Origin of the sequence: Pseudomonas sp. ANT_H4 (assembly GCF_008369295.1) — a bacterium.
Lineage (GTDB): Bacteria > Pseudomonadota > Gammaproteobacteria > Pseudomonadales > Pseudomonadaceae > Aquipseudomonas.
In genome coordinates this window covers 1-25,753 of record NZ_VOBG01000022.1, presented here as the reverse complement: position 1 = coordinate 25,753, position 25,753 = coordinate 1, and the positions used below count along the sequence as shown (strand labels likewise).

Annotated in this window: 25 protein-coding genes and 1 pseudogene; 12 read left to right on the top strand and 14 right to left on the bottom strand. The window is 58.7% G+C overall.

Annotated features, from left to right (window positions below):
• Nucleotides 1-18: 18 nt before the first annotated feature.
• From FQ182_RS22795 to FQ182_RS22760, 8 genes are all read right to left on the bottom strand, one after another.
• A complete protein-coding gene (locus FQ182_RS22795; protein ID WP_149413783.1) occupies nt 19-1,179 on the bottom strand; it encodes an ABC transporter ATP-binding protein in 1,161 nt (386 codons plus the stop codon).
• A 2-nt stretch (nt 1,180-1,181) separates the two neighbouring features.
• On the bottom strand, nt 1,182-2,027 hold the full coding sequence (locus tag FQ182_RS22790) for a carbohydrate ABC transporter permease (RefSeq protein WP_149413782.1): 846 nt from the start codon (nt 2,025-2,027) through the stop codon (nt 1,182-1,184).
• Nucleotides 2,020-2,928 (bottom strand): carbohydrate ABC transporter permease, encoded by a 909-nt coding sequence (locus FQ182_RS22785; protein WP_133099514.1) that lies wholly within the window; start codon nt 2,926-2,928, stop codon nt 2,020-2,022. Before FQ182_RS22785 ends, FQ182_RS22790 begins: the two co-directional genes overlap by 8 nt.
• A gap of 75 nt (nt 2,929-3,003) precedes the next feature.
• Nucleotides 3,004-4,290, bottom strand: a complete 1,287-nt coding sequence (locus FQ182_RS22780) for an ABC transporter substrate-binding protein (RefSeq protein ID WP_149413781.1) — start codon at nt 4,288-4,290, stop codon at nt 3,004-3,006.
• Between the two features lie 105 nt (nt 4,291-4,395).
• Complete coding sequence (locus tag FQ182_RS22775) at nt 4,396-5,655, bottom strand: AGE family epimerase/isomerase (protein ID WP_149413780.1); 1,260 nt, start codon at nt 5,653-5,655, stop codon at nt 4,396-4,398.
• Between the two features lie 177 nt (nt 5,656-5,832).
• Nucleotides 5,833-6,678: an ATPase gene (locus FQ182_RS22770; protein ID WP_149413779.1), complete on the bottom strand. Its 846-nt coding sequence runs from the start codon at nt 6,676-6,678 to the stop codon at nt 5,833-5,835.
• A 119-nt stretch (nt 6,679-6,797) separates the two neighbouring features.
• Entirely contained in the window at nt 6,798-7,796 is a 999-nt protein-coding gene (locus FQ182_RS22765; protein ID WP_149413778.1) for an NAD(P)-dependent oxidoreductase, read from the bottom strand.
• A 52-nt stretch (nt 7,797-7,848) separates the two neighbouring features.
• The gene (locus FQ182_RS22760) at nt 7,849-8,742 is read right to left on the bottom strand and encodes a LysR family transcriptional regulator ArgP (protein ID WP_149413777.1); all 894 of its coding nucleotides are present in this window, start codon (nt 8,740-8,742) and stop codon (nt 7,849-7,851) included.
• Nucleotides 8,743-8,840: 98 nt separating this feature from the next.
• Between FQ182_RS22760 and FQ182_RS22755 the strand changes: the two genes are divergently transcribed.
• From FQ182_RS22755 to FQ182_RS22725, 7 genes are all read left to right on the top strand, one after another.
• On the top strand, nt 8,841-9,242 hold the full coding sequence (locus FQ182_RS22755; protein ID WP_149413776.1) for an ACT domain-containing protein: 402 nt from the start codon (nt 8,841-8,843) through the stop codon (nt 9,240-9,242).
• A gap of 5 nt (nt 9,243-9,247) precedes the next feature.
• Nucleotides 9,248-9,850, top strand: a complete 603-nt coding sequence (locus FQ182_RS22750; RefSeq protein WP_149413775.1) for a LysE/ArgO family amino acid transporter — start codon at nt 9,248-9,250, stop codon at nt 9,848-9,850.
• A gap of 187 nt (nt 9,851-10,037) precedes the next feature.
• Nucleotides 10,038-10,634 (top strand): superoxide dismutase, encoded by a 597-nt coding sequence (locus FQ182_RS22745; RefSeq protein WP_017125974.1) that lies wholly within the window; start codon nt 10,038-10,040, stop codon nt 10,632-10,634.
• A 139-nt stretch (nt 10,635-10,773) separates the two neighbouring features.
• Nucleotides 10,774-10,992, top strand: coding sequence for a hypothetical protein (locus FQ182_RS22740; protein ID WP_149413774.1), 219 nt, complete (start codon nt 10,774-10,776; stop codon nt 10,990-10,992).
• A 224-nt stretch (nt 10,993-11,216) separates the two neighbouring features.
• Complete coding sequence (locus FQ182_RS22735) at nt 11,217-13,268, top strand: bifunctional diguanylate cyclase/phosphodiesterase (protein ID WP_149413773.1); 2,052 nt, start codon at nt 11,217-11,219, stop codon at nt 13,266-13,268.
• A gap of 219 nt (nt 13,269-13,487) precedes the next feature.
• Complete coding sequence (locus tag FQ182_RS22730) at nt 13,488-14,828, top strand: imelysin family protein (RefSeq protein ID WP_149413772.1); 1,341 nt, start codon at nt 13,488-13,490, stop codon at nt 14,826-14,828.
• Between the two features lie 117 nt (nt 14,829-14,945).
• Nucleotides 14,946-16,400, top strand: a complete 1,455-nt coding sequence (locus FQ182_RS22725; RefSeq protein ID WP_149413771.1) for a TrkH family potassium uptake protein — start codon at nt 14,946-14,948, stop codon at nt 16,398-16,400.
• On the opposite strand, the gene FQ182_RS22720 is transcribed toward FQ182_RS22725, so the two are convergent.
• On the bottom strand, nt 16,357-17,418 hold the full coding sequence (locus tag FQ182_RS22720) for an AraC family transcriptional regulator (protein WP_149413770.1): 1,062 nt from the start codon (nt 17,416-17,418) through the stop codon (nt 16,357-16,359). The two genes, FQ182_RS22725 and FQ182_RS22720, sit on opposite strands and share 44 nt — an antisense overlap.
• 172 nt (nt 17,419-17,590) lie before the next feature.
• Between FQ182_RS22720 and FQ182_RS22715 the strand changes: the two genes are divergently transcribed.
• The 5 genes from FQ182_RS22715 (at nt 17,591) to FQ182_RS22700 (ending at nt 20,510) form a co-directional block, all read left to right on the top strand.
• Entirely contained in the window at nt 17,591-17,902 is a 312-nt protein-coding gene (locus FQ182_RS22715) for a DUF962 domain-containing protein (RefSeq protein ID WP_149413769.1), read from the top strand.
• A gap of 32 nt (nt 17,903-17,934) precedes the next feature.
• On the top strand, nt 17,935-18,525 hold the full coding sequence (locus tag FQ182_RS22710; protein ID WP_149413768.1) for an HD domain-containing protein: 591 nt from the start codon (nt 17,935-17,937) through the stop codon (nt 18,523-18,525).
• A gap of 152 nt (nt 18,526-18,677) precedes the next feature.
• Nucleotides 18,678-18,806 (top strand): hypothetical protein, encoded by a 129-nt coding sequence (locus tag FQ182_RS30450; RefSeq protein WP_256666316.1) that lies wholly within the window; start codon nt 18,678-18,680, stop codon nt 18,804-18,806.
• A 76-nt stretch (nt 18,807-18,882) separates the two neighbouring features.
• Nucleotides 18,883-19,065, top strand: coding sequence for a hypothetical protein (locus FQ182_RS22705; RefSeq protein WP_133099529.1), 183 nt, complete (start codon nt 18,883-18,885; stop codon nt 19,063-19,065).
• Between the two features lie 245 nt (nt 19,066-19,310).
• Nucleotides 19,311-20,510: an MFS transporter gene (locus FQ182_RS22700; protein ID WP_149413767.1), complete on the top strand. Its 1,200-nt coding sequence runs from the start codon at nt 19,311-19,313 to the stop codon at nt 20,508-20,510.
• On the opposite strand, the gene arfB is transcribed toward FQ182_RS22700, so the two are convergent.
• From arfB to FQ182_RS22675, 5 genes and pseudogenes are all read right to left on the bottom strand, one after another.
• Nucleotides 20,507-20,920: an alternative ribosome rescue aminoacyl-tRNA hydrolase ArfB gene (arfB, locus tag FQ182_RS22695; RefSeq protein WP_149413766.1), complete on the bottom strand. Its 414-nt coding sequence runs from the start codon at nt 20,918-20,920 to the stop codon at nt 20,507-20,509. The two genes, FQ182_RS22700 and arfB, sit on opposite strands and share 4 nt — an antisense overlap.
• A gap of 116 nt (nt 20,921-21,036) precedes the next feature.
• Nucleotides 21,037-23,244 carry a lipase family protein gene (locus tag FQ182_RS22690; RefSeq protein ID WP_256666315.1) on the bottom strand — a complete coding sequence of 736 codons (2,208 nt, stop codon included), beginning with the start codon at nt 23,242-23,244 and terminating at the stop codon, nt 21,037-21,039.
• Between the two features lie 12 nt (nt 23,245-23,256).
• Nucleotides 23,257-24,030: a hypothetical protein gene (locus tag FQ182_RS22685; RefSeq protein ID WP_256666314.1), complete on the bottom strand. Its 774-nt coding sequence runs from the start codon at nt 24,028-24,030 to the stop codon at nt 23,257-23,259.
• Nucleotides 24,027-24,881, bottom strand: a complete 855-nt coding sequence (locus FQ182_RS22680; protein ID WP_149413765.1) for a DUF4123 domain-containing protein — start codon at nt 24,879-24,881, stop codon at nt 24,027-24,029. The genes FQ182_RS22685 and FQ182_RS22680 overlap by 4 nt, the downstream gene beginning before the upstream one ends.
• A pseudogene (locus FQ182_RS22675) lies at nt 24,878-25,627 on the bottom strand (type VI secretion system tip protein VgrG); the annotation flags it as partial. The pseudogene FQ182_RS22675 and the gene FQ182_RS22680, both read right to left, overlap by 4 nt.
• Nucleotides 25,628-25,753 lie beyond the last annotated feature (126 nt).

Below are 25,753 nucleotides of genomic sequence, written 5' to 3'. Positions count from 1 at the left end.
TCTGCCCTTGCGGTGCTCTTAACGTCCCTTGAACTGGGCGACGTTGTCGGCACGATCCTGTGCGGGCAACGACGCGACAGTACCCAGGCGCTCGCCAGTCTTCGCGTCGAACAGCAACACCTTGGCCGGGTCGAACTGCAGGGTCAGGGTCTCGCCCACCTGTGGTGCCACATCGGGCGCCAGGCGGCAGCAGACCTTGCTGTCATTGAGCGTGACAAAGACCAGAGTGTCCGGCCCGGTCGGCTCGGTCACTTGTACCTCGGCACGAATGGTCGGCATGCCCGCCGACTCGCCGGACGCCAGCACGATCTGCTCCGGACGAAGGCCCAGAATGACCTCACGGTCTTCAAGGCCGATGTCGCTCATGCTCATCGGCAATTCACAACGCGCCTGGCCGCTGTCCAGCAGCGCCACCAGGCGGCCATCCTTGCGTTGCAAACGCAGTGGAATGAAGTTCATTGGCGGTGAACCGATAAAGCTGGCGACGAACAGGTTGGCCGGATCGTTGTAGATCTGTTTCGGCGTGCCGAACTGCTGAATGATGCCGTCCTTCATCACCGCCACTTTGTCGCCCAGGGTCATCGCCTCGATCTGATCGTGGGTGACGTAGACGGTGGTAGTTTTCAGACGCTGGTGCATCAGTTTCATTTCGGTGCGCATCTCGACCCGCAGCTTGGCGTCGAGGTTGGACAGCGGTTCGTCAAACAGGTAGATCTTCGGCCGACGGGCCAGCGCGCGGCCCATGGCCACACGCTGTTGCTGACCACCGGACAACTGGCCCGGCTTGCGATTGAGCAAGTGCTCGATCTGCAGCAGCTTGGCGACCCGCGCGACTTCCTCGTCGATGGCCGACTGCGGCATCTTGCGAATTTTCAGACCGAATTCGATGTTCTCGCGCACGCTCATGGTCGGGTACAGCGCGTAGGACTGGAACACCATGGCGATGTCGCGATCCTTGGGGCTCATGCCGCTGACGTCCTGGTCACCAATCATGATCGCGCCGCCGGTGATGTTTTCCAGGCCGGCGATGCAGTTCATCAGCGTCGACTTGCCGCAACCCGAAGGTCCAACAAGAATCAGGAACTCACCTTCCTTGATCGACAGTTCGATGTTCTTCAGGGTGTCGGGCAGGCCGGCGCCGTAAGTCTTGTTTACATTGCGAAGTTCGAGCGTTGCCATGATTACCCCTTGACTGCGCCGGCCGTCAGCCCGCGCACGAAATACTTGCCTGCGATCACATAGACCAACAGGGTCGGCAGCCCGGCGATCATCGCCGCTGCCATATCAACGTTGTATTCCTTGGCCCCAGTACTGGTGTTGACCAGGTTATTGAGCGCCACCGTGATGGGCTGCGAGTCGCCACTGGAGAACACCACGCCGAAGAGAAAGTCGTTCCAGATCTGAGTGAACTGCCAGATCAGGCAGACCATGATGATCGGAGTCGACATCGGCAAAATGATCAGGCGGAAGATCGTGAAAAATCCTGCGCCATCCAAACGTGCAGCCTTCACCAGCACATCGGGAATGCTGACGTAGTAGTTACGGAAGAACAGCGTGGTGAACGCCAGGCCGTAAACCACGTGCACGAACACCAGGCCGGCGGTGGTGTTGGCCAGGCCCATTTTGCCCAGGGTGAACGAGGCCGGCAGCAGTACGGTCTGGAACGGCAGGAAGCAACCGAACAGCAACAGGCCGAAGAACAACTGCGAACCACGAAAACGCCACATCGACAGCACATAGCCGTTCAGTGCACCGATGGCAGTGGAGATCAGTACCGCCGGGACGGTGATCTTGATCGAGTTCCAGAAGTAGCCATCGACCGTAGCCCAGGCCTTGACCCAGCCGATGCCGCTGACCACCGTCGGCCAGCTCAGCAGGTTGCCGGTGCTGATGTCTTCCGGCGTCTTGAAGCTGGTCAACAGCATGACCACCAGCGGCACCAGATACAGCAGCACGGCGAGGATCAGCACCGTGTAGATCGCGATGCGACTCAGGCTGATGGAGGATTTATGGGCGAGACTAGTCATTGCGCTTGGTCCTCAGCTCGGAGTACAGGTAAGGCACGATGATTGCGAGAATCGCACCGAGCATCAGAATCGCACTGGCCGAACCCATGCCCATCTGACCGCGACTGAAGGTGAAGGAATACATGAACATGGCGGGCAGGTCGGACGAGTAGCCCGGACCACCGGCAGTCATCGCCGCCACCAGGTCAAAACTCTTGATGGCGATGTGCGCCAGAATCATCACTGCGCTGAAGAACACCGGACGCAGGCTGGGCAGCACCACTTTCCAGTAGATGCGCGGCATGCTCGCGCCATCGATCTGGGCGGCACGAATGATCGATTGATCGACACCGCGCAGGCCAGCCAGGAACATCGCCATGATAAAGCCCGAGGCTTGCCACACTGCGGCAATCACCAGGCAATACACCACACGATCAGGGTCGATCAGCCAGTCCAGGCGAAAGCCTTCCCAGCCCCAGTCACGCAACAGTTTGTCCAGGCCCATGCCTGGGTTGAGCAGCCATTTCCAGGCGGTACCGGTGACGATCATCGAGAGCGCCATCGGGTACAGGTAAATGGTGCGGATAAAACCTTCGCGGCGGATGCGCTGGTCGAGGAACACCGCCAGCAGCACGCCGATTACCAGGGTGATGCCGATGAACATCCCGCCGAAAACCGCGAGGTTCTTGCTCGCCACCCACCAGCGGTCGTTGTCGAACAACCGTGCGTATTGCGCCAGGCCTACCCATTTGTAGGACGGCAGGAAAGTCGAGTTAGTGAACGACAGAAGGAACGTCCACAGGATATAGCCATAAAAGCCCACCAGAACGATGAACATGCTGGGCGCCAGCACCAGTTTGGGTAGCCAGCGCTGCAGTGCATCGAACGGCGAGGCTTTGCTGAACACAGCAACAGAACTCATGGGGAAAATCCGCGCAAGGGAAAAATTACAAAGGCATTCCTTGTGGGAGCGGCGGTGCGCCGCTCCCACAAGGGTTTACTTGGCAGACTTGATCGCTGAGCCCAGTTGCTTGGCGGTTTGCGCAGGGTCGGCCTTCGGGTCGTTGATGAAGTTGGTCACCACGTCAAAGAACGCACCCTGTACGGCCAGCGTGGTCGCCATGTTGTGCGCCATGCTCGGTTGCAGGCCGCCGGACTTGGCATCCACCAGGAAATCCTTGGCCGCGGTCTGGGCGCAGGAGTCAAAACCGTACTTGCCCATGTCGCTCAGCATGTCGTTACGAACCGGGATCGAGCCCTTGTTGATGCTGAAGACTTTCTGGAAGTTCTCACCCAGGACGACCTTGGCGATGTCCTGCTGACCCGCCGCAGTACCCTTGTCTTTCTGCTTGAACACCGCCAGGGAGTCGATGTTGTAGGTGAAGGCTTTTTCGGTGCCAGGGAAGGCTACGCATTCGTAGTCCTTGCCGGCGACTTTCTTGGCCGCTGTCCACTCGCTCTTGGCCCAGTCACCCATGATCTGCATACCGGCCTTGCCGTTGATGACCTTGGCCGCTTCCAGGTTCCAGTCCTGGCCCTTGCCGTCGGCGTCCATGTAGGTCGCGACTTTCTTCAGTTCTGTCAGCGCCTTGACCATTTCAGGACCGGTCAGGGTGGCGTTATCCAGATCGACCAGGGCTTTCTTGTAGCCGTCTACACCCATGACCGAGAGCACTACGGCTTCGAAAACGGTGCTGTCCTGCCAAGGCTGGCCGCCGTGAGCGAGCGCGATGAAACCCGCCGCCTTGAGCTTGTCGCCGGCCGCGTAGAATTCCTGGAGGGTGGTAGGATTTTTTTCGATACCGGCTTTTTTGAAGACTTCAGGGTTGATCCACAGCCAGTTGACGCGGTGAATGTTCACCGGCACGGCGACGTATTCACCTTCGTACTTCACGGTATCGGAGACTTTCTTGTCGAGCAGGCTGTCCCACTTCTCTTCCTTGGCAACGTCCTTCAGGACATCGGTGTCGAGCAGCCCGGTAGACGCCCATTCCTGGATGTCCGGGCCTTTGATCTGGGCAACACCTGGCGGGTTACCAGCGACCGCACGGCTTTTCAGCACGGTCATGGCTGTGGCACCACCGCCACCTGCGACGGCGCCGTCTTTCCAGGTGAAGCCGTCTTTCTCGACTTGGGCCTTCAGGACATCTACCGCCGCTTTCTCACCGCCGGAGGTCCACCAATGCACAACTTCAACCGTCCCTTTCGAGTCGGCGGCAAGAGCAGTGAGGGGAAACAACGAGGCAATGGAAATAGCGACGGCGAGGCGATTAATCGCGTTCATCTGAGTACCTTTTCTTGTTGTTATGCATGCAAGTCTGGTGCTTGCGCTGCATGGGATTCTAAACAGGGATTTTTGACTTGCAGGTAACAAAGGGACGCTCCTATGTCACCAGCTGGTTACATAGGCGCCCGTGCCCAGAGCGCTGGCCATGCTCGGAGATAAGGGGAGGCCGGGCAGCAGCACCGCTTGCCAGGCATGGTACAGGTCCGGCTTGCCACCCCAAACCTTGCTGCTCGGCAGGTTTTTCGGGCTCAGTTCATGGTGCCAACTGCCATGGATGCGGTCGATAAAGTGGATTTCACAGAACTCCCAGAACCGCCGATACCAGGTTTCGTAATGCAGCTCGCCGGTGCGTTTGAGCAAGGCCTGTGCAGCGGCGCTGGCTTCGGCGTGGGTCCAGTGCAAACGCTCGCGCACCACCGGACGTTGCTCCCAGTCGAGGGTGTAGACGATGCCGGGCGCGCCATCCACGGCCCAGCCGTATTCGCAGGCGCTGGCGAATAAACTCTTGGCGTCGGCCAGCAGCCAGTTGGGTGTAAGCAGCCCGGTTTGCTCGCGCGCGGCTTCCAGATGCAACACCAGGCGCGCCCATTCGAAACCGTGGCCGGGGGTGATGCCGTAGGGACGAAAGCCGTCGGCCGGGTTATCTTCGTTGTAACCACGCAACGGTTGCCAGTGGCGGTCGAAGTGTTCGATCACCATGAATTGATTGGTGCCAGCGTGGTTGTGGATGACACGCTCGACGATGCGCAGCGCCCGGTCCAGCCAACGTTTGTCACCCGTGACATCGGCCAGGGCAAGGAAGGCCTCGGTGGCGTGCATGTTGCTGTTGGCGCCGCGATAGGCTTCTACGCCGCCCCAGTCCTGCGCGAAGGATTCGAGCATCGCGCTCTCCTCCTCGCTCCAGAAGTACTGGTCGATGATGTGGATGGCGTCGTTGAGCAAGGTTTGCGCACCGGGGGCTCCGGCTACCACGGCAGAGCTGGCCGCCAGGGCGACAAAGGCATGCAGGTAGGCAGCCTTGCCGGTGTTGCCGTCGCTGGCGCCTGGGGTCGCGAACCAGCCGCCATATTCAGCATCCCGCAGCGGGCCACTGAGGCTTGCGACGCCGTGTTCCACCAGGTCGGCGTAGCCCGGCAGCCCCATGGCATGGGCCATGGCGAAGCTGTGGGTCATGCGGGCGGTGTTCATGGTTTCGGTGCGGGCATTGGTGGGCAAGCGACCTTGGTCGTCGAGGTTGCCGAAACCGTCAGGGAGTTTGGAGGCCTTGGCGAACGACAGCAGGCGCTGGCCTTCAGCGGCGAGCCAGGCGTGATGGGCGGGTGCGTTCAGCCAACTGCTGGAAGGCAGCGGTTGCATGGTCATGATTGGCCCTTTTTGTTTTTGTGGGGTGGCAGGAGTCTAAACAAAGGGAGGGCGGGGGCAAGTAACCAAGAGGGCTGGAAATGTCACTGACTGGTGACATGAGTCGAACAGATCACTTGTGATGAGGGCTTTCTGTGGCAAGCCCCCTCGCCACAACAAGCCCACTCATTCAGGAGGTCATTGCCCGAGCGGCGTGACCTTGGCTGGCGCGTTGAGTTGCTGCTGCAGGTTCTGCACCTGGCTCTGCAAGGTAGTGATATTGCGGGTGGTCTGGATGCGGAACACATCGAATTCTTTGTTGGTAGGACCCTCGGAAGCAGCCGGACGGTTGTCCTGCTCGCTCTTGAGTACCAGTAGATCCTGCTCCAGGCGGGCGATGGCCACCGTTGGATTGCCCTGCTTCTTCAAGGACGCCACATCGGTGCTCAGCTCCTTGACCTCGGCATTCACCTTACCCGCTTCAACTTGAGCGGCTTTAAACGTCGCCAGTTCAGCCGCCAGGGCTTTGGCCTGGGCTTGCAATTGCACATTGGCAGTCGCCAGCTCAGTGGTGCTGGCAGTCATCTGCGCCAGGCGCTTGTCCAGGTCGGTAGCCTGACCGGCCACTCCTTGTTGCTGCTTGCCCTGCTCCAGCAATTGGCTTTCAAGCTGCTTGATCTGCATCTTCAGCGCTTCGCTGCCGTTATTGACGTTGGCCTCACTGGCCACCACCTTGCCGGAAATGTCCTGCAGGCGCCCTGCCGCTTCTTCGCTAATGCGCGCGAAGCTTTCCTGGGTCGCCACCAACTGCTGCCCCATCAGGGAAATCTGCTGGAAGCTCCACCAGGCAAGACCGGCGAAGGCGAACAACAGCGCGCCAACCAATGCCCACAGCGGGCCGGTGCTCGCACTCTTGACCTTGACCACCGGTGCGGGTCGGGAGCGTACGGAAGTGGCCGGGGTCGGCACAAAATCATCGTCGTCCGCACTGTCGGCGCGAAGGCTCGGCACATTGTCGAAGTCGTCGTTAGCATCGTTACGCATGAATCAACCTTAAACCCTTGAGGTAGCCACATGGAAAGCCCAGCGGCGGGAGTATAAACCCCTTGCACGTTGCGTTGATCGGCCATGAACCCGAAATTCGGTTCCCGGTGTATTGCCGGTTATTTGAAGGCCGCATCCTGAGCCTTCCACCAACTGCAAAACTCATCGAGAGCGGTCCACAGGCTGACCTTGGGCTGGTAGTCGAGGTAATGCTGGGCGCGGCTGATGTCAAGGGTGAAATCCTTGTTCATCACCTGCATCCCCAACCGTGACAGGGCAGGCTCCGGGCGCCCCGGCCACATCGCGCAAAACGCCTCGTTGAGCGCCGCAACGCTGTAGGACAAACCGTAGGAGCGGTAACGGGTGACCTGAGGCAGTTCCATTTGCCGCATCACGTAGTTGACCACATCCCACACCGGCACCGGCGCGCCGTTACTGATGTTGTAAACCTTGCCCAACGCAGAGCCCGTGGCGAGCAAACTGCTGAGCAGCGCTTCGTTGAGGTTGTGCACACTGGTGAAGTCGACCTTGTTCAGGCCATCACCGACGATCGCCAGACGATTTTTGCGCTGCATTTTCAACAGGCGCGGGAAGATGCTCATATCGCCGGCGCCCGTGACAAAGCGCGGGCGCAGGGCCAGTACTTCGAGGCCGAATTCCTGGGCGCCGAATACCTTTTGCTCAGCCAGGTACTTGGTGGCTGCATAAGGATGCTTGAAGCGTTTGGGCACTTGTTCTTCGGTCAACCCCAGGTGATCGCGGCCATCAAAATAGATCGACGGCGACGACAAATGCACCAAGCGCCCTACCCGCTGTTTGAGGCAGGCTTCTACGACGTTTTCGGTGACCAGCACGTTGCCCTGGTGAAAGTCCTGGTAACGCCCCCAAAGCCCTACGGCGCCGGCGCAATGGACCACGGCTTCGACATCGTGGCACAGGTCGCGCACCAGGTCCGGATCATTCAAGTCACCCTGGATAAACTCGGCGCCACGCCTTACCAGGTGCTCGACACCTTCGGCCCGGCGCCCGTTGACCCGCACGTCCAGGCCCTGCTCCAGGGCGAAACGCGCAAAGCGCCCGCCGATGAAGCCGCTTGCGCCGGTGACCAGAATTTTCATGTATTACTCCGCATTCTTTGGTTTTTCCTACCTGTTGCCTTGACGCTGACTGTCACTCCAAGGGCACCAGCAATTGGCCGCTGGCCCGTGCCAGATGCTCGGTCAACAAACCGAGCAATTGCCCGCCACTGCGCCAATGATGCCAGTACAGCGGCACATCAATGGGCTTATCTGGCAATAACTCCACCAGGAGACCGCGCTCAAGCTGGTCGCGCACCTGCAACTCGGGCACCAGGCCCCACCCTAAACCGGCTTCCGTCAGGCGGATAAAACCTTCGGACGATGGGCATAAATGGTGTTCGAAACCACCGTCGACGCCCAAGGACGCCAGGTAGCGATGCTGCAGAAAATCGTCAGGGCCAAACACCAATGCGGGGGTACGCGCCAGTTGATCGGTACGCACGCCATCGGGAAAGTGCCGGGCGATAAATGCTGGGCTGGCCAGTGCCCGGTAACGCATCGCCCCCAGCAACAAACTGCGGGCACCGGCGACCGGCCGTTCACTGGCGCAAACACAGGCGGCCACTTCACCGGCACGCATGCGTTTGAGGCCAACGGTCTGGTCTTCCACCACAAGGTCCAGCAGCAGGTGCTGTTCGGCGCAGAAATCACCCACCGCTTGCGCCCACCAGGTCGCCAGGCTGTCGGCGTTCAAGGCGATGCGCAGGCGTTCAGGCATGCCCTCTTCGTCCAGCGCCGGGACCTGGCTTTGCAGGTCGCGCTCCAACAGCCGTACTTGCTGCACGTGGTTGAGCAACCTCCGTCCGATTTCCGTAGGCACAGGCGGCGTGGCTCGCACCAGCACAGGCTGGCCGATTCGCGCTTCCAACAGTTTGATGCGCTGGGAGATCGCCGATTGCGAGATGCCCAGCACCTGGGCACCGCGCTCAAAACCGGCTTGTTCCACCACCGCCGCCAGGGCGGAAAGCAATTTATAGTCGAACATCAGTTTCCCTAATGAGCGATCAGTAATATTGGTTTTTCTTATACAGCGTTGGGCCGGAGAATAGCCAGCATCGCTTCTTATCTTCAAGGATCATCCACATGGCTGGCGAAACCGCCCTGGCAACCCTGTTGCGTAGCATGAGCCCGCACCTCAATGACGGTGACTACGTGTTCTGCACCCTGGCCGACAACCGTATCCCGGAAGGTTGCGAGGTGATCGGCAGCTTCCGCGAGCAGGAAGGTTTGACGGTGATCGTCGAGCGCCAGCAGGCCGAACAGGCCGGGTTGCCGTTCGAATATGTGGCAGCGTGGATCACCTTGAATGTGCATTCGGCCCTGGAAGCCGTTGGCCTGACCGCGGCATTCGCCAGCGCCTTGGGCAAGGCTGGCATCAGTTGCAACGTGATCACCGGTTACTACCACGATCACTTGTTTGTCGGCCGCGACGATGCTGAACAGGCAATGACGGTGTTGCGGCAATTGGCGGCGCACGCGGAGTAAACCTTATGTGGCAAAGCTATGTGAACGGACTGCTGGTGGCCCTGGGGTTGATTATGGCCATCGGTACACAAAACGCCTTTGTCCTGGCGCAAAGCCTGCGCCGTGAGCATCACCTGCCGGTGGCGGCACTGTGTGTGGTCTGCGATGCGCTGCTGGTGGCCGCTGGGGTGTTTGGGCTGGCGACGGTACTGGCGAGCAATCCATTGCTGCTGGCCATTGCGCGCTGGGGTGGCGCGGCGTTCCTGCTGTGGTACGGCGCCCTCGCCTTGCGTCGGGCCTGTTCGCAGCAGAGCCTGGGCCAAGGGGCAAACCAAAAAGTTCGCTCGCTGCGTGCGGTGATGCTCAGCGCTTTGGCCGTGACGCTGCTCAATCCTCACGTGTATCTCGACACCGTATTGTTGATTGGGTCGTTGGGCGCCCAGCAAACCGAACCCGGTGCCTATGTAGCAGGCGCCGCCAGTGCGTCATTCCTGTGGTTTTCCTCCCTGGCCCTGGGTGCGGCGTGGCTGGCACCCTGGCTGGCGCGCCCTGCGACGTGGCGCCTACTGGACCTGTTGGTGGCAGTAATGATGTTCAGCGTCGCCTATCAATTAATAAGCGCCGTCTGATCTTAATTGAAGAGCATCCAAAAGACTTTGGAACCTCTATCCCACACAGTTGTTGCGTGGTTATGCCGCACCCCCGGTGCTATGATCCTGTCCCTGCGCCGCAAAGAGTACAAACTCCCCGGCGCTTGTTTGGCCGCCCGTGATCGGCCTTGCGCTCACCGCAACTGACCTGATTAGGAGAATCATCATGGCTTTCGAATTGCCGCCGCTGCCCTACGCACACGATGCCCTGCAGCCGCACATCTCCAAGGAAACCTTGGAATTTCACCACGACAAGCACCACAACACCTATGTCGTGAACCTGAACAACCTGGTGCCTGGCACCGAGTTCGAAGGCAAGACCCTGGAAGAGATCGTCAAATCCTCTTCGGGCGGCATCTTCAACAACGCCGCTCAGGTCTGGAACCACACCTTCTACTGGAACTGCCTGGCGCCAAACGCTGGCGGTCAACCTACCGGCGCGCTGGCTGAAGCCATCAACGCTGCTTTCGGTTCGTTCGACAAGTTCAAGGAAGAATTCACCAAAACGTCCGTCGGCACCTTCGGTTCCGGTTGGGGTTGGCTGGTGAAAAAAGCTGACGGTTCCCTGGCCTTGGCCAGCACCATCGGCGCCGGCAACCCGCTGACCAGCGGCGATACCCCGCTGCTGACCTGCGATGTCTGGGAACACGCCTACTACATCGACTACCGCAACGTGCGTCCAAAGTATGTGGAAGCGTTCTGGAACCTGGTCAACTGGAAGTTCGTCGCTGAGCAATTCGAAGGCAAGACCTTCACTGCTTAAGCAACCCTTGCAGTAGAAAAAGCCCGGCAATTGCCGGGCTTTTTTATGCGTTTTATGCGGTCAACGTGGAACCCGATGAGTAGCTGCTGCCACCTAGTCGATGAGGAATAACCCTCTCATCCCTATCGGAGATTTCACGATGTCTATGTCAGCATTAGCAGCACTCCCCGTGATTGGCGAACTGGCCAAAGCGGCTGCCGATATAACCAAGTCGATTGCGCCCCTGATCCAACCCTTCGCCGACGTGATAGCGAAAACATTGGGCGACACACTGAAAAACACAACCGCGGAGCAAAACAAGTCCGTAAATTTCGACGCCACGATAAAAGCGCAGAACAAGACCATCATGTTCAGCTGAGGTTCGAACCTCAAAATCCACCGTTCCAAACCTGCCCATAAGTTACCCGTTTCCAGCCCCCGCTACCGCGCAGGCGGATGTAAATCCGCCGCGCTCCATCGCCCAGAAACGAGCCAGCGCGGTGTCAAACCTGCAACTACTTCAATGTACCTTTGACTGCCATCACGGGATTGCCAATACTCATGGCATATTGAGGCTACCCGTATGGAACAAGGAATGACCCTTTGAAGCTGGAACTCAAAAACAGCTTGTCGGTGAAGTTGCTACGGGTGGTGCTGCTTTCGGCATTGATAGTGGGCGTGGCACTGAGCGTGGCGCAGATCGTCTTCGATGCCTACAAGACGCGCCAGGCCGTGGCCGGCGATGCCCAGCGCATCCTCGACATGTTTCGCGACCCCTCGACCCAGGCCGTCTATAGCCTGGATCGCGAAATGGGCATGCAGGTCCTCGAAGGCCTGTTTCAGGATGACGCTGTACGCATGGCCTCCATCGGTCACCCCAACGAAGCCATGCTCGCGAAAAAAAGCCGCGACTTGCAGCAATCGCCCAGCCGCTGGCTCACTGACCTGATTCTCGGCCAGGAGCGCACCTTCACCACACCGCTGGTAGGGCGCGGGCCCTACAGCGAGTATTACGGCGACCTGAGCATCACCCTCGACACCGCCACCTACGGCAAAGGCTTTATTGTCAATTCGGTGATCATCTTTATCTCCGGGGTGCTGCGAGCCCTGGCCATGGGCCTGGTGCTGTACCTGGTCTATCACTGGCTACTGACCAAGCCGCTGTCGCGGATCATCGAGCACCTGAGTTCGATCAACCCGGACCGCCCCAGCGAGCACAAGATCCCACAGCTCAAGGGCCACGAAAAAAACGAGCTGGGCCTGTGGATCAACACCGCCAACCAGTTGCTCGAATCCATCGAACGCAACACCCATCTGCGCCACGAGGCGGAAAACAGTCTGCTGCGCATGGCCCAGTACGACTTCCTCACCGGCCTGCCCAATCGTCAGAAACTGCAGGAGCAACTGGACAAGATCCTGATCGACTCCGGCCGCCGGCAGCGGCGAGTGGCAGTGCTGTGTGTCGGGTTGGATGACTTCAAAAGCGTCAACGAGCAGTTCACCTACCAGGTCGGCGACCAATTGTTGCTGGCCCTGGCCGACCGTCTGCGCGCCCACAGCGGCCGCCTCGGCGCCCTCGCCCGCTTGGGGGGCGACCAGTTCGCCCTGGTCCAGGCCGATATCGAGCAACCCTATGAAGCCGCCGAACTGGCGCAAAGCATCCTCGATGACCTGGAAGCCGAATTTGCCCTCGATCACGAGCAAATCCGTCTACGGGCCACCATCGGCATCACCCTGTTCCCGGAAGACGGCGACAGCACCGAGAAACTGCTGCAAAAAGCCGAACAGACCATGACGTTGGCCAAAAGCCGCTCACGCAATCGCTATCAGTTCTATATCGCCAGCGTCGACAGCGAGATGCGCCGCCGCCGTGAACTGGAGAAAGACCTGCGCGAGGCCTTGGGCCGCGGTCAGTTTTACTTGGTGTATCAGCCGCAAATCAGCTACCGCGATCACCGTGTGGTCGGCGTCGAAGCCTTGATTCGCTGGCAACACCCGGAACATGGCCTGGTACCACCCGATCTGTTCATCCCCCTGGCGGAGCAGAACGGCACGATTATTTCTATCGGCGAATGGGTGCTGGACCAGGCTTGTCGGCAACTGCGGGAATGGCATGACCAGGGCTTCACCGAACTGCGCATGGCCGTCAACCTGTCCACGGTGCAATTGCACCACGCCGAGTTGCCGCGAGTGGTCAATAACCTGCTGCAGATCTACCGCCTGCCGCCCCGCAGCCTGGAGCTGGAAGTCACCGAAACCGGCCTGATGGAAGACATCAGCACCGCGGCCCAGCACCTGCTGAGCCTGCGCCGCTCCGGGGCATTGATCGCCATTGATGACTTCGGCACGGGTTACTCATCCCTCAGTTACCTGAAAAGCCTGCCCCTGGACAAGATCAAGATCGATAAAAGCTTCGTCCAGGACCTGCTGGATGACGACGACGATGCCACCATCGTGCGCGCGATCATTCAATTGGGCAAAAGCCTCGGCATGCAGGTCATCGCCGAAGGAGTGGAGACCGCCGAGCAGGAGGCCTACATCATCTCCGAAGGCTGCCACGAAGGTCAGGGCTATCACTACAGCAAACCGTTGCCGGCGCGGGAGTTGGTGGCATACCTGAAGCAAGCCGAGCGCAATAACTCCGTGACTCTGTGATGGATTTCAGCTCACTACACGGCGTAGCCGCTGTTGAGTAGAACGAAGAAGCGGCTACGCCGATGATGGCACTCCGGGGCGCGGTGCTGGGCCAGTGGCAAATCGATATTAACTATTTACAGCGTTAACCCTTTACAGAAAATGCAAATCTTTCGCATTATGTCGTAGTTTTGCGCGCAGCCATGCGCCCCGATAATCTACCGAAGCAGGATGTTCGCCATGATTCGTATGCCCCTGGCCACCGCCAGTCTGCTGGCCATCGCCATTTCTCTCGCCGGTTGCGGTGAGGGCAAAGACAAGGCTGCTGCTCCTCAAGCACCTGCTGCAGCCGCCAGCACTACCGCACCAACTGCCGGCACGGCAGGCCAGGTCGACGAGGCCGCCGCCAAGGCAGTGGTCGCGCATTACGCTGACATCGTGTTCGCGGTCTACAGCGATTCCGAGTCCACGGCGAAAACCCTGCAAGCCGCCATCGACGCCTTCCTTGCCAAGCCGAACGACGAAACCCTGAAAGCGGCCCGTACCGCCTGGGTCGCCGCACGTGTGCCGTACCTGCAGAGTGAAGTGTTCCGCTTCGGCAACACCATCATTGACGATTGGGAAGGTCAGGTGAACGCCTGGCCATTGGACGAAGGCCTGATCGACTACGTCGACAAAACCTACGAACACGCCCTCGGCAACCCGGGCGCCACCGCCAATATCATCGCCAACACCGAGATCCAGGTCGGCGAAGACAAGATCGACGTCAAGGACATCACTGCAGAAAAACTCGCCAGCCTCAATGAGCTGGGCGGTTCCGAAGCCAACGTTGCCACCGGCTACCACGCCATCGAATTCCTGCTCTGGGGCCAGGACCTGAACGGTACCGGCCCTGGCGCCGGCAACCGTCCGGCCTCGGACTACCTGCAAGGTGAAGGCGCCACTGGCGGCCACAACGAGCGTCGCCGTGCTTACCTGAGCGCTGTGACCCAGCTGCTGGTCAGCGACCTAGAAGAAATGGTCGGCAACTGGAAGCCCAACGTCGAAGACAACTACCGCGCCACCCTGGAAGCGGAACCTGGCACCGACGGCCTGCGCAAAATGTTGTTCGGCATGGGCAGCCTGTCCCTGGGTGAACTGGCAGGCGAGCGCATGAAGGTGTCCCTGGAAGCCAACTCGCCGGAAGACGAGCATGACTGCTTCAGCGATAACACCCACAACTCACAGTTCTACGACGCCAAAGGCATCCGTAACGTCTACCTGGGCGAATACACCCGTGTCGACGGCACCAAGCTGACCGGCGCCAGCCTGTCCTCCCTGGTGGCCAAGGCTGACCCAGCCGCCGACGCAGCCCTCAAGGCTGACCTGGCTGCCACCGAAGCGAAAATCCAGGTCATGGTTGACCACGCCAACAAGGGTGAGCACTACGACCAGTTGATCGCGGCAGGCAACGAAGCTGGCAACCAGATCGTGCGCGATGCCATCGCCTCCCTGGTCAAGCAAACTGGCTCCATCGAGCAGGCGGCCGGCAAGCTGGGCATCGGCGACCTGAACCCGGACAGTGCCGATCACGCGTTTTGATCGCCAAGGGTTGAGTGAGTGAATGAGGCGGCCTTCGGGTCGCCTTTTTTATGCCCGGTTTACATGGTCTGCACCACAGGTAGAATGGCGGCCTTTCCTGTCACCCGAGTGGACCTCATGGCGTTGCCGACCTTACGGATCATCGGTTTCATTATCGGCATCTTCCTGATCACCCTCGCGATCGCCATGGTGGTGCCAATGGCGACCCTGGTGATTTTCGAACGCACCAGCGACCTGCCGTCCTTTCTCTGGGCCAGCCTGATCACCTTTATCGCAGGGTTGGCCTTGGTCATCCCCGGTCGCCCGGAACACGTGCACCTGCGTCCTCGGGACATGTACCTGCTGACGGTCTCCAGTTGGGTGGCCGTCTGCATGTTCGCCGCGCTGCCATTCCTGCTGACCCAACGCATCAGTTACACCGACTCCTTCTTCGAAAGCATGTCCGGCATCACCGCCACCGGTTCCACGGTGCTCAGCGGCCTGGACAACATGTCGCCGGGCATCCTGATGTGGCGCTCGCTACTGCACTGGCTCGGCGGTATCGGCTTTATCGGCATGGCGGTGGCGATCCTGCCACTGCTGCGTATCGGCGGCATGCGGCTGTTCCAGACCGAGTCCTCGGACCGTTCTGAGAAGCTCATGCCCCGCTCGCACATGGTGGCGCGGCTGATTGTGGCGGCCTATGTTGGTATCACCATCCTCGGCAGCCTGGCGTTCTGGTGGGCCGGGATGAGCCTGTTCGATGCGATCAACCACGCCATGTCGGCAATTTCCACCGGCGGTTTCTCCACCTCCGATGAATCCCTGGCCCACTGGAAACAGCCAGCGGTGCACTGGGTAGCAATAGTGGTGATGATTATGGGCAGCTTGCCGTTCACCCTGTACGTCGCCACCTTGCGCGGCAACCGGCGGGCGCTGCTCAAGGATCAGCAGGTGCAAGGCCTGCTCGGATTGCTGCTGGTGACCTGGCTGGTACTGGGCTCCTGGTACTGGTGGACTACCGATCTGCACTGGCTGGATGCGTTGCGCCACGTGGCACTGAACGTTACCTCCGTGGTGACTACCACCGGTTTCGCCCTTGGGGACTACAGCCTGTGGGGCAACTTCTCACTGATGTTGTTCTTCTACCTGGGTTTTATCGGTGGCTGCTCAGGCTCCACGGCTGGCGGGATCAAGATCTTCCGCTTCCAGGTGGCCTACATCCTGCTCAAGGCTAACTTGAACCAGCTGATTCACCCGCGTGCAGTGATCAAGCAGCAGTACAACGGCCACCGTCTGGACGAGGAGATCGTACGTTCGATCCTGACCTTCTCGTTCTTCTTCGCCATCACTATCTGCGTGATCGCCCTGGCCCTGTCACTGCTGGGCCTGGACTGGATGACCGCGTTGACCGGCGCCGCCAGTACCGTATCCGGCGTAGGCCCTGGGCTGGGGGCAACCATCGGCCCGGCCGGCAACTTCTCCAGCCTGCCGGATGCCGCCAAGTGGATACTGTCCCTAGGCATGCTGCTGGGACGGCTGGAGATCATTACAGTGTTTGTGCTGTGCATTCCGGCGTTCTGGCGTCACTGACGGTCGCGGCACCCTCCAACAACCGCGCCCGGTACTCGCCGGGCGTGGCATCGAACCAACGCCGGAATGCCCGGAAGAAGTTGCTCGGATCGGCAAACCCCAACAAGTAGGCAATTTCCAGCAGGGTCATCGACGGCTGCGCCAGATATTGCTCCGCCAATTCGCGACGGGTTTCGTCCAGCAGGGTCTGGAAACTGGTGCCCTCCTCCTGTAAACGCCGCTGCAGGGTGCGCTGGGACAGGTGCAGCGTCTGGGCCACCACCTCGCGCTTGGGTTCGCCTTGGGGCAGCAGCCGGCACAGCATTTGCCGCGCCTTGTGGGTCACCCGGCTTTCCGAAAAGCGCGCCAGATACTCGCCGGCGAAGCGATCATGCAGCAACGCCATCGCCTCGTTCGCCGTGGGCAGTGGCGCTTCCATATCCGATCGCTCGAAGATCAGCGCGTCATAAGGGGCGTTGAACACCAGGGGCGCATGGAATGCCTGTTTATAGGGTTCCAGATTCGCCGGCTGATCGCCCTGCACCAGCACCTTGCGCGGTTGCAGGGTTCGTCCGGTCAGCCAACCGCATAATGCCAAGGCACAAGCCAGTGACGCCTCGGCACTTTGCCGGGTGGGTGGTAGATGGTCGCCGTGTACCGTAAGAATTAGCGCATAGCCTTCGGGTAAAAGTCGGAAACTCAGGTCGGCGCTTTCGGCAATGATCCGCTGATAACGCACCAGGCGCATAAAACCTTCAGCCAGGGTGCGGCTGGACATCAAGGCATAGCCAGCCACATGAAACGACGCCGGGCGCACTACCTTGCCCATGTTCAGGCCAATCGCCGGGTTGCCCGACAACTCCACCGCCCGCTGCCAGAGCCGGGTCATGGAGTCCTGCGGGAAGCGTGCATCAGGATCATCCAGAGCGGCGTAGTCCAGGCCAAGCTGCTTGAACAAGGCGCGGCAATCCAGGCCGTCCATCTCCAGTGCCTTGACTATCCCCATCGCCCAGCTTGCAGAAGTCGTTCGTTCGCTCATGGCGTTTTTTAACACGCTTTCCAATAAAGGTAGGCTGAAACCACAGCCAAGAACCCAAGGATACTAAAGTGGCATCTATTGTCACTGGCCGTTACCACTGATGACTCTAGACTCAAATAAGCTCCCCGCCGAACATCTGTCGAGCAGAACAATAAACAAAGGGCCGTCCACCGTGGAAAACGTCAGACAATTCAAAAGCTTCGCTGAGTTTTATCCCTATTACCTAAGTGAACACGGCAACAGCACCTGCCGCCGCCTGCATTTTATTGGCACCAGCCTGGTGATTTTTATTCTGGCGTTTGCCGTGGGCAAAGGCGCCTGGTGGCTGCTGCTCGCGTTGCCGGTGGCCGGCTACAGCTTTGCCTGGATCGGCCACTTTTTCTTCGAAAAGAATCGTCCGGCGACCTTCCAGCATCCGCTTTACAGCTTGTTGGGAGATTTTGTGATGTACCGCGACATGGTTCTGGGCAAGGTACCGTTTTAGTCCACACCTTAAAAACAATAAGAGAACCGCCGATGAACCAGCAGGCCCGCTTCACCCATATGCAGGACGGCACCCAGGAAGACTGGGCGATCATCGCCAGGAATTTCAGCGCCTATGCCCGGCAATTGCCGACACGGATTGTCGCGCACCTGCGGTTGTTGGAAGGCGACTTCGGCGGTTTTCCGGTGGACCGCCTGACCCACTCGCTGCAAACAGCCAGCCGCGCCTGGCACGATGGCCGTGACGAAGAGTACGTGGTGTGCGCACTGCTCCATGACATCGGCGATACCCTGGGTTCCTATAATCACCCGGACATCGCCGCCGCTATCCTCAAGCCCTTCGTCAGCCCCGAGAATCTGTGGATGGTGGAAAAGCACGGGGTTTTCCAGGGCTACTACTTTTTCCACCACCTGGGGATGGACCGCCACTTGCGCGAGCAATTTGGCGACCACCCGCAGTACCAGCAAACCATCGAGTTCTGCGCGCAGTACGACGCGGCAGCATTCGACCCGGCCTACGACACCCTGGCGTTGAGCTTTTTCGAACCGATGCTGGCCCGGGTCTTTGCCCAGCCGAAGAACTCGATCTACAAGGCGGCGATGGAGCGCCAGGGCCAAGTGTGACCTCTTGTCACTTGCGTCTTTGCGATGAAGGTTCGTACATCCGCCGATATAAAAGTCTTTTTGTCATTTACAGTGCTGTATCCTGCCAAGGCTTTCTGAAAGCGCGGAATCACCTGCAATTGAAAAAACAGACCTTGCGAGGAGCGACGACGATGCACGAAATACCTAATCTCCCCTTCCCAAGCCTGCGCGAAACTGAGCAGCCAACCCCGCAACAGGCCGGCAGCGAACAGCCCCAGCCAAAAGAGGCAAAGCCAGTCGACAGCGAAAGCCAGGACTGAGTGCCGTACCCAGACCGTGTGGAAAGCGTGACATTGAGCGCTTTCCACACCGCCTGAACACCGTGAGACTCCCGCCATGACCAACACCGCCAACACCCCGCCCGACAGCGCCTTGCTCGACACTGCCTTGCAGATGGTCGACGTCTGGAACCGCCTCAGTGCGCAAAAACAGGCCCTGCTGCTCAAGCGCTTCGGCACCCAGGAAAACGCCCTTGCCGCCTTGGTAACCACGCAGTTGCTCAAGCCTGCCGAGCGCTAACAGGCGTCTGCGTCCTGGCCCCTCCCACAACAGGCTGGTCATCGCCCTTCATGATGAAAAGATGCACGCGCTCCTGGCCGTGCACATCGTCATTCGCCTGGTGGAAGACCTGAACAGACGCCCCCCCGGCAGTTGGCATCCCAGACCTTTGATCCAGACTTTTTCGTTTTGCCGCCCTGCATCGACCAATGCATCGGTATCATAAGCAGCCTATCTTTTCCTGCTGCGACAGTGGACCTCTCCCCATGCCAGATACCCAGCGCCCCATGGCGGTCACGCTGCAAGTTGTTTCCATCGTTCTCTTCACCTTCATCGGCTACCTGAATATCGGCATTCCCCTGGCCGTGCTGCCGGGCTATGTACACAGCGACCTGGGCTTCGGCGCCGTCATCGCCGGCCTGGTAATCAGCGTGCAATACCTGGCCACCCTGCTGAGCCGGCCGTATGCCGGGCGCATCATTGATAACCTGGGCAGCAAGCGCGCGGTGATGTACGGCCTGGCAGGTTGCGGCCTGAGCGGCGTGTTCATGTTGCTCTCGGCCTGGCTTTCGGACCTGCCAGCGCTGAGCCTGACCAGCCTGTTGATCGGCCGCCTGGTGCTCGGCAGCGCCGAAAGCCTGGTGGGCTCGGGCTCCATCGGCTGGGGCATTGGCCGGGTCGGCGCGGTAAACACCGCCAAGGTCATCTCCTGGAACGGCATCGCCAGCTACGGCGCCCTGGCGGTCGGCGCGCCGCTGGGGGTGCTGCTGGTCCGTCACTTCGGGCTATGGAGCATGGGTGCCAGTATCATCTTGCTCGCGGTGCTGGGCTTGCTGCTGGCTTGGCCGAAAGTGGCGGCGCCCATCGTGGTGGGCGAGCGCTTGCCATTCATGCATGTGCTGGGCCGCGTACTGCCCCACGGCTGTGGCCTGGCGTTAGGCTCCATTGGTTTTGGCACCATCGCCACCTTCATCACCCTGTATTACACCACCCAACAATGGGACAACGCGGTGCTGTGCCTGAGCTTGTTCGGCGCCAGCTTTATCGGCGCGCGGCTGTTGTTCGGCAACCTGATCAACCGTATTGGCGGCTTTCGCGTGGCGATTGTCTGCCTGTCGGTGGAAACCCTGGGCCTCTTGTTACTGTGGCTGGCACCGGACGCCCACCTGGCATTGGCCGGGGCGGCGTTGAGCGGGTTTGGCTTTTCCCTGGTGTTTCCGGCGCTGGGTGTGGAGGCGGTCAATCTGGTGCCAGCCTCCAGCCGGGGTGCGGCGGTGGGGGCGTATTCGCTGTTTATCGACCTCTCGTTGGGCATCACCGGGCCACTGGCCGGGGCGATTGCGGCGGGGTTCGGCTTTGCGTCAATCTTCCTGTTTGCAGCCATTGCGGCGTTTTTTGGATTGCTGCTGAGCCTGTACTTGTACCGGCAGGCGCCGAAGCACCGTGAAGAACGGCAAGCGACCTAGAAGTCGATTTTGCCGCGCCCGGCCTTGATACTGCCTCGTTTGGTCTTGGATTCCAGGCGGCGCTTTTTTGAGCCCATGGTGGGTTTGGTGGGGCGGCGTTTCTTTTCGACCTTGGTGGCGCTGAGGATCAGTTCCACCAGGCGTTCCAGGGCATCGGCGCGGTTTTGTTCCTGCGTTCGGTATTGTTGGGCCTTGAGGATCAGTACGCCTTCAGTGGTGATGCGACTGTCGCGCAGGGCCAGCAGGCGTTCCTTGTAGAACTCAGGCAGAGACGAGGCCGGGATGTCGAAACGCAGGTGTACGGCACTGGAGACCTTGTTGACGTTTTGGCCACCGGCGCCTTGGGCCCGGATCGCGGTCAACTCGATCTCGGCATCTGGCAGGTGCACGTTGTTGGAAATCAGCAGCATTGGAGGGAGTTGGGTCCTTGGGTTTGGTGGGGTCAAGGATACGCGAATCTGGCGGGGTTACAGCCGGCTGGGGGTGGCTCGTGCGTATTCCAGGCACAAGCCAGTAGACACCCCTACTAAACAATAGAATCGATGTCTAGCGTATGAGGCGCACCGATGCGAGAGGCAAACATCAAATCGCCATCGTCCTGCTGAGGAATCATTGCAATCTGCACTTGCAGCTTGTTCTCCCGCTGGCCCTTCCAGCGATGCAGAGCAGCTTCCAAGTTGGGAGATTGCGCAGCGCTGCCGTAGACATCGACAAGTGCCAGATGGCGTTCGTTTTGTTTTTTAAGCCGTTGTAGCGAGTCGAGAAGATTTTGCGACTCTTTGTTCAAGTCAGTCACTGTTTGTATGTACTCAGGATCATTGTTGCTATAGCGCTGAGTGTTCCTTGTTTGCTTACCTTGATCCTGTACTTTGGTGCGCATCGTCTCCAATGCCGCCGCCACCAGTTCGTATTCCCGCCCAGTGACTACCGTCCCGTTCGTTTCCTGAGTTTGCTGCCAACGTCGAAAGGTCGCCCAAGAGAACGGGATATAAGACCCCGGTATACTGTGATCACCTAAACTCATGGCTTGATCGATAAAACCACCACGAAATGGCAGGTCGCCATCTTTGGCGAGAGCCCGAGTGCAAGCGGCCTCTTCTATGGAGGCACAACCCGGATTCCAGAGAATCGACGACTTTTCCTTCCTGGTAAAATCCACGGGCATAAAGTGATGCAACGTGCCGTGGTGCTGATAAGGATCGCCACCAACACGAACAAGACCTGCGACGAAGATCAATATGCCTAAAACAGGGTTGGTAATAAAAAGTGTCGCTAGCCCAGGAATCCAGATGGATCGTCGTGCGTTCATCCAGGGTGCGGGGACACCGGGAATCATATCGTTGTTGTTCACCATCCGGTGGTGCGTCAGCGGCTCGGCAGCCGCGATGAACGTGGCATCACCCACGCGTGGCGATCCATAGGTGTAAAGGAGAATGTCGTATTTCTGAGTTTCATCACATCGCAATGCTTCCGCCAGCAGCAATGCAATCGCACCACCCAGACTATGGCCACTGATTATGATTTTTTGACCGACATAAAATCGGAATAAATAGTCCTGAATAAACTTCTTCAACGCCTGATAGGCATCGTAAAAGCCATGATGGACCTTCCCTTTACCCTCTTTGAAGGGAACTTGTGCCGCATCCGCGTCACGCCACCAATCTGACAATTCCAGTGTTCCACGGATAGCGATCAGTATGATTTCATCATGATGCGTGATGAACGCCTGCGTGCTCTTTCCGCTAAGCCGATTCTTGCTGGCGTCATCAAAAAAATGCAGATTGGCAGGGTGCTCCTGAGTGTCGCTCGGCTTGTTTTGCTCATACTGCATTGGGTCGAACGGCAAAATCTCAAAGCGCTTCGAGTAAGGAACTTCTTCATACAGAGGGAAGTACCGGTGAACTGGCGACTGTGAACTGTCTACCTTCCAACTTTCTCGATAGTTTGAAAGTGCATCACCAAAAAAGTTACCGACGCTGGGATCCAGTGGGAAACTCACAGAGTCTACAGGCTTCTCGGCGGGGTTCTGGCCGAAGTCGGAATAGCTCAAATTCGCCATGATTGCAAGCTGATACAGGTTGAGTGCGCTGAAGGCGTCGTCGGTTGAGAGCATGGGTCTAAACGCACGCAGTGGGCGCACCTGTAGTAGCGTGTGTCGGTTCGACAGCAGCCCAACACCAACCGGAGATAAAGGCTCTGGACCAAACGTCAGCTCATCAAGCGCCCTTACCAGGATGTCATCCGGCGGGTATTTACGGTCAATCACGGGGGGAGGTAAGTGTGCGCTGCGTTTGACAAGATCCCGCACCTCTACCTGAATGAATTTATCTCCCGCTTTTAGCGCAGGGTTGTTGTCGACAGGGAAACCGTCTTGGTGAAAGAAGCGGGTTTGTTCGGCGCGAACTTGGAGTTCGGTAATCGGAAGTGGATATGACTTACGGATCATCAAGTCGTTATAAACAACCTCGCCGCCTGCATATGCGCGATCTAACGTTAATACGACAGGCCCACGATAGCAGTCTTCAATTTTGGCAAACCCTTTGGCGTCCAGCACCCCCGCGTACTGTTGCTTCGCGCTGTCCTGAAGGGTATAGGCAAGGCCAGCATACGGTTTGCCATCACCGAACTCGTCTACCAACTGAAAACTAACCCAGTGCCCTTTGTTTGGGCAGGCAAACATCTTGCCGCTGAAAGCCGGCTTATCCCCATCTTCCATGGGTTTATACGAACTCATCCTTTGATGTCCTTATTCGGTGCAGTTGGGGTAGACGGTGCAGTCACGTCCATCAGGCATTTTGAAGGGTTTGAATTGAGGGGGAGTTACACAGAGTTCCTCGATGTCGCGCCCCCAGTTCCCCTTGCACGGTTTCCATCCACTAGTTGTTTTAATCCAATAGCGATCAAAGTAAGGCAGCTCCTCTTTCGCCACCGCCAGCATCAACTTCACGGTCTTGCCCGCTAACTGATCGCGTTGCAACGCTGCGCCCGCCAGGCTTTTCTGCACAACGCCATTCGCGTCGAGCGCCCGACACTCCAGGATTTTGACGATGTAACGATACGGACCCATCGTGCGAAACAACCACTGGCACTGGCCCTGAAAGACCAGAGGTCCCGAAGTGGGGAAAGGGCGAACCGTTTCTGATGGCTCATCATGAATCGATAAACCGGCAGTCTGTAGACTCATGTCCAGCTCACGCTTGCCCCACTGTCCTTCGATATGCAGCACCACCTTTGTCAAAACCATTGAACACCCCTTCGCTGTGTCCGTCAGTGGCAGCTTGAACTCAACCGGACGCACTCCTTTGGGCTGCTCGCTTTGGATAAGGTTATGCCCGGAACACGCCTCGCCTGAGGCTGAGTCGTAATACGCCATCGGACTAATGGTGAAGTTTTCCGGCATATCGGCCTGGAAGGTAAAGCTTTCTGTTTGCGCCATTGAGCAGCCCGAAGCGACCAAGGCCATTGCGCTGATAAACAAGGCTCGTAGGAGCTGGGGAGTAAAGCGTCGTACGTGCATCATGCTGATTGCTCTCCTGACCAGAATTTCGCTTCATCAAAAAGTCGCTCGAAGTGCACCTGCGGCGCTTCGCCGGCATGAGGCAACCAGTTTTTCATGATGGGTAGTTCAGTTTCATTGAGTTTGTTGATGATCAAAAAATGCACTTGCTCAGGGGCAGACCATCCCCATTGCTGAGCCTGCGAGAGTTGTTCTGCGAGCCAAGTGCTTGGGTCTTGGCGCTGGCTGAGTCGCACCAGATCGTCGCTGTGTTCTGCCCACAAATACCGGTAGATATTGGACTGAAGTATCTCCATCGACTGACTTGCCGGTAAGGGGATGTTCAGCCACATCGGATCAGCAGGAAGCGGGTGTTCGCCGGGAACAGGGTTGTGGGTGACTTCCCAGCGTGCACCTTCCCAGTAACACACACTGATCGCGGGCCCCAGGTACTCAGGGCGAGCCTCTTCAGGGATATGTCCCAAGGCACGGGTGAGGACACGATTATCGTGAAAACGGTACAGCGCCTGATTAGGCCGAGTGCCTATAATTATGCGTTCACGCCAGTGTTGGGTCAGCGCGGGCAGGTCATCTTTGCGAATACTCGCAAGCCAGCCCCAATTGCGCTCGGGCACCTTGAGTAGTTCTTTGATGCGCCCATCGTCAGGATTGTCGATGAGGAATATGAAAGGCCCCGCATCAGCCAAAGCGGAGACCTGAGTCTCGCTGTACACACTGCGGTGCTGATCAGGTTGGCAGGTATTCAACAAGGCTTGGCGGGCGTCGAACTCACCTTCCGAGTCCAGAATCAGGCACAGGGCATGGTCGAGTTTTAGCTGATCGATCATCCATTGCCGAGGGCAGGCAGCCATCATGATGTCATTCCTTTGGGCAGGCAAATACCGTTTTTACAGGCCTCGCAAAGCGGGCAGATGTCAGTGCCTTTAACTTTACTTGCCGCCATCAGCGCATTTTGTGTCGGGGCCATCATAGACAGTGCGGGAGGGGTCGCCAGGGCCGCTAATACACCTGGCAACAACGGATTGGCAGCCGTTCCTCCAGCAGGCGCACCACCGATTTGAATCTCGGTACTGCTGAAAATACCGCCAGGGCCAATCACGATATGTTGACCACCGCCTTTCAAGGTGATGCTGGCTCCAGCGTCCAGGATCAGATGGGCACCGGCCTTGAGGTGGACCTGTTGACCAGCCTCGATTACCACCGTTTGCCCTACACGGGTGTGGCTACTACTGGCGACCTGCAAATAGTCATTGGCTTTGAGCTGGACTTTGCGGTCAGCGGTGACGGTGCGTTGCTCTTCAGCTTCCAACACGGCGATGCTGTTGCCCTTGATGATTTCCTTACGCTCGTTACCGACTTCCAATCGACTGTCATTTTCGACCTTCTGCTCCATGTCACGCTGAGCCCGTAGGTAGATCAGTTCCTGGCCACTGCGGTCTTCAATCGACAGCTCGTTGTAGCCGCCACTGGCGGGCGAGCTTTGGCTACGCAGGACCGTTTTGGTTTTGTTCGCGGGCAACGGGTACGGCACAGGCGTGACCTTGTTAGGCACGCAACCGGTAATCAACGGATTGTCGGGATTACCTTCCAGGTAGGTCACTGGATTTGCCCCTACAAAACCGGACACCAACTCCCTGTTAAATTGGTGCTGCCGCCAAGCGCCTGAACTCCCTCGGTGAGCGATAGTTCAAAGCGCTGTGCGGATGCTGCTCGTTGTAATGTTCAA

What these genes read in the sequence shown, in the direction of transcription:
- FQ182_RS22795 (WP_149413783.1), bottom strand. Translation starts at nt 1,179, where the DNA reads ATGGCAACGCTCGAACTTCGCAATGTAAACAAGACTTACGGCGCCGGC.
- FQ182_RS22790 (WP_149413782.1), bottom strand. Translation starts at nt 2,027, where the DNA reads ATGACTAGTCTCGCCCATAAATCCTCCATCAGCCTGAGTCGCATCGCG.
- FQ182_RS22785 (WP_133099514.1), bottom strand. Translation starts at nt 2,928, where the DNA reads ATGAGTTCTGTTGCTGTGTTCAGCAAAGCCTCGCCGTTCGATGCACTG.
- FQ182_RS22780 (WP_149413781.1), bottom strand. Translation starts at nt 4,290, where the DNA reads ATGAACGCGATTAATCGCCTCGCCGTCGCTATTTCCATTGCCTCGTTG.
- FQ182_RS22775 (WP_149413780.1), bottom strand. Translation starts at nt 5,655, where the DNA reads ATGACCATGCAACCGCTGCCTTCCAGCAGTTGGCTGAACGCACCCGCC.
- FQ182_RS22770 (WP_149413779.1), bottom strand. Translation starts at nt 6,678, where the DNA reads ATGCGTAACGATGCTAACGACGACTTCGACAATGTGCCGAGCCTTCGC.
- FQ182_RS22765 (WP_149413778.1), bottom strand. Translation starts at nt 7,796, where the DNA reads ATGAAAATTCTGGTCACCGGCGCAAGCGGCTTCATCGGCGGGCGCTTT.
- FQ182_RS22760 (WP_149413777.1), bottom strand. Translation starts at nt 8,742, where the DNA reads ATGTTCGACTATAAATTGCTTTCCGCCCTGGCGGCGGTGGTGGAACAA.
- FQ182_RS22755 (WP_149413776.1), top strand. Translation starts at nt 8,841, where the DNA reads ATGGCTGGCGAAACCGCCCTGGCAACCCTGTTGCGTAGCATGAGCCCG.
- FQ182_RS22750 (WP_149413775.1), top strand. Translation starts at nt 9,248, where the DNA reads ATGTGGCAAAGCTATGTGAACGGACTGCTGGTGGCCCTGGGGTTGATT.
- FQ182_RS22745 (WP_017125974.1), top strand. Translation starts at nt 10,038, where the DNA reads ATGGCTTTCGAATTGCCGCCGCTGCCCTACGCACACGATGCCCTGCAG.
- FQ182_RS22740 (WP_149413774.1), top strand. Translation starts at nt 10,774, where the DNA reads ATGTCTATGTCAGCATTAGCAGCACTCCCCGTGATTGGCGAACTGGCC.
- FQ182_RS22730 (WP_149413772.1), top strand. Translation starts at nt 13,488, where the DNA reads ATGATTCGTATGCCCCTGGCCACCGCCAGTCTGCTGGCCATCGCCATT.
- FQ182_RS22725 (WP_149413771.1), top strand. Translation starts at nt 14,946, where the DNA reads ATGGCGTTGCCGACCTTACGGATCATCGGTTTCATTATCGGCATCTTC.
- FQ182_RS22720 (WP_149413770.1), bottom strand. Translation starts at nt 17,418, where the DNA reads ATGAGCGAACGAACGACTTCTGCAAGCTGGGCGATGGGGATAGTCAAG.
- FQ182_RS22710 (WP_149413768.1), top strand. Translation starts at nt 17,935, where the DNA reads ATGAACCAGCAGGCCCGCTTCACCCATATGCAGGACGGCACCCAGGAA.
- FQ182_RS30450 (WP_256666316.1), top strand. Translation starts at nt 18,678, where the DNA reads ATGCACGAAATACCTAATCTCCCCTTCCCAAGCCTGCGCGAAACTGAG.
- FQ182_RS22705 (WP_133099529.1), top strand. Translation starts at nt 18,883, where the DNA reads ATGACCAACACCGCCAACACCCCGCCCGACAGCGCCTTGCTCGACACT.
- FQ182_RS22700 (WP_149413767.1), top strand. Translation starts at nt 19,311, where the DNA reads ATGCCAGATACCCAGCGCCCCATGGCGGTCACGCTGCAAGTTGTTTCC.
- arfB (WP_149413766.1), bottom strand. Translation starts at nt 20,920, where the DNA reads ATGCTGCTGATTTCCAACAACGTGCACCTGCCAGATGCCGAGATCGAG.
- FQ182_RS22690 (WP_256666315.1), bottom strand. Translation starts at nt 23,244, where the DNA reads ATGAGTTCGTATAAACCCATGGAAGATGGGGATAAGCCGGCTTTCAGC.
- FQ182_RS22685 (WP_256666314.1), bottom strand. Translation starts at nt 24,030, where the DNA reads ATGATGCACGTACGACGCTTTACTCCCCAGCTCCTACGAGCCTTGTTT.
- FQ182_RS22680 (WP_149413765.1), bottom strand. Translation starts at nt 24,881, where the DNA reads ATGATGGCTGCCTGCCCTCGGCAATGGATGATCGATCAGCTAAAACTC.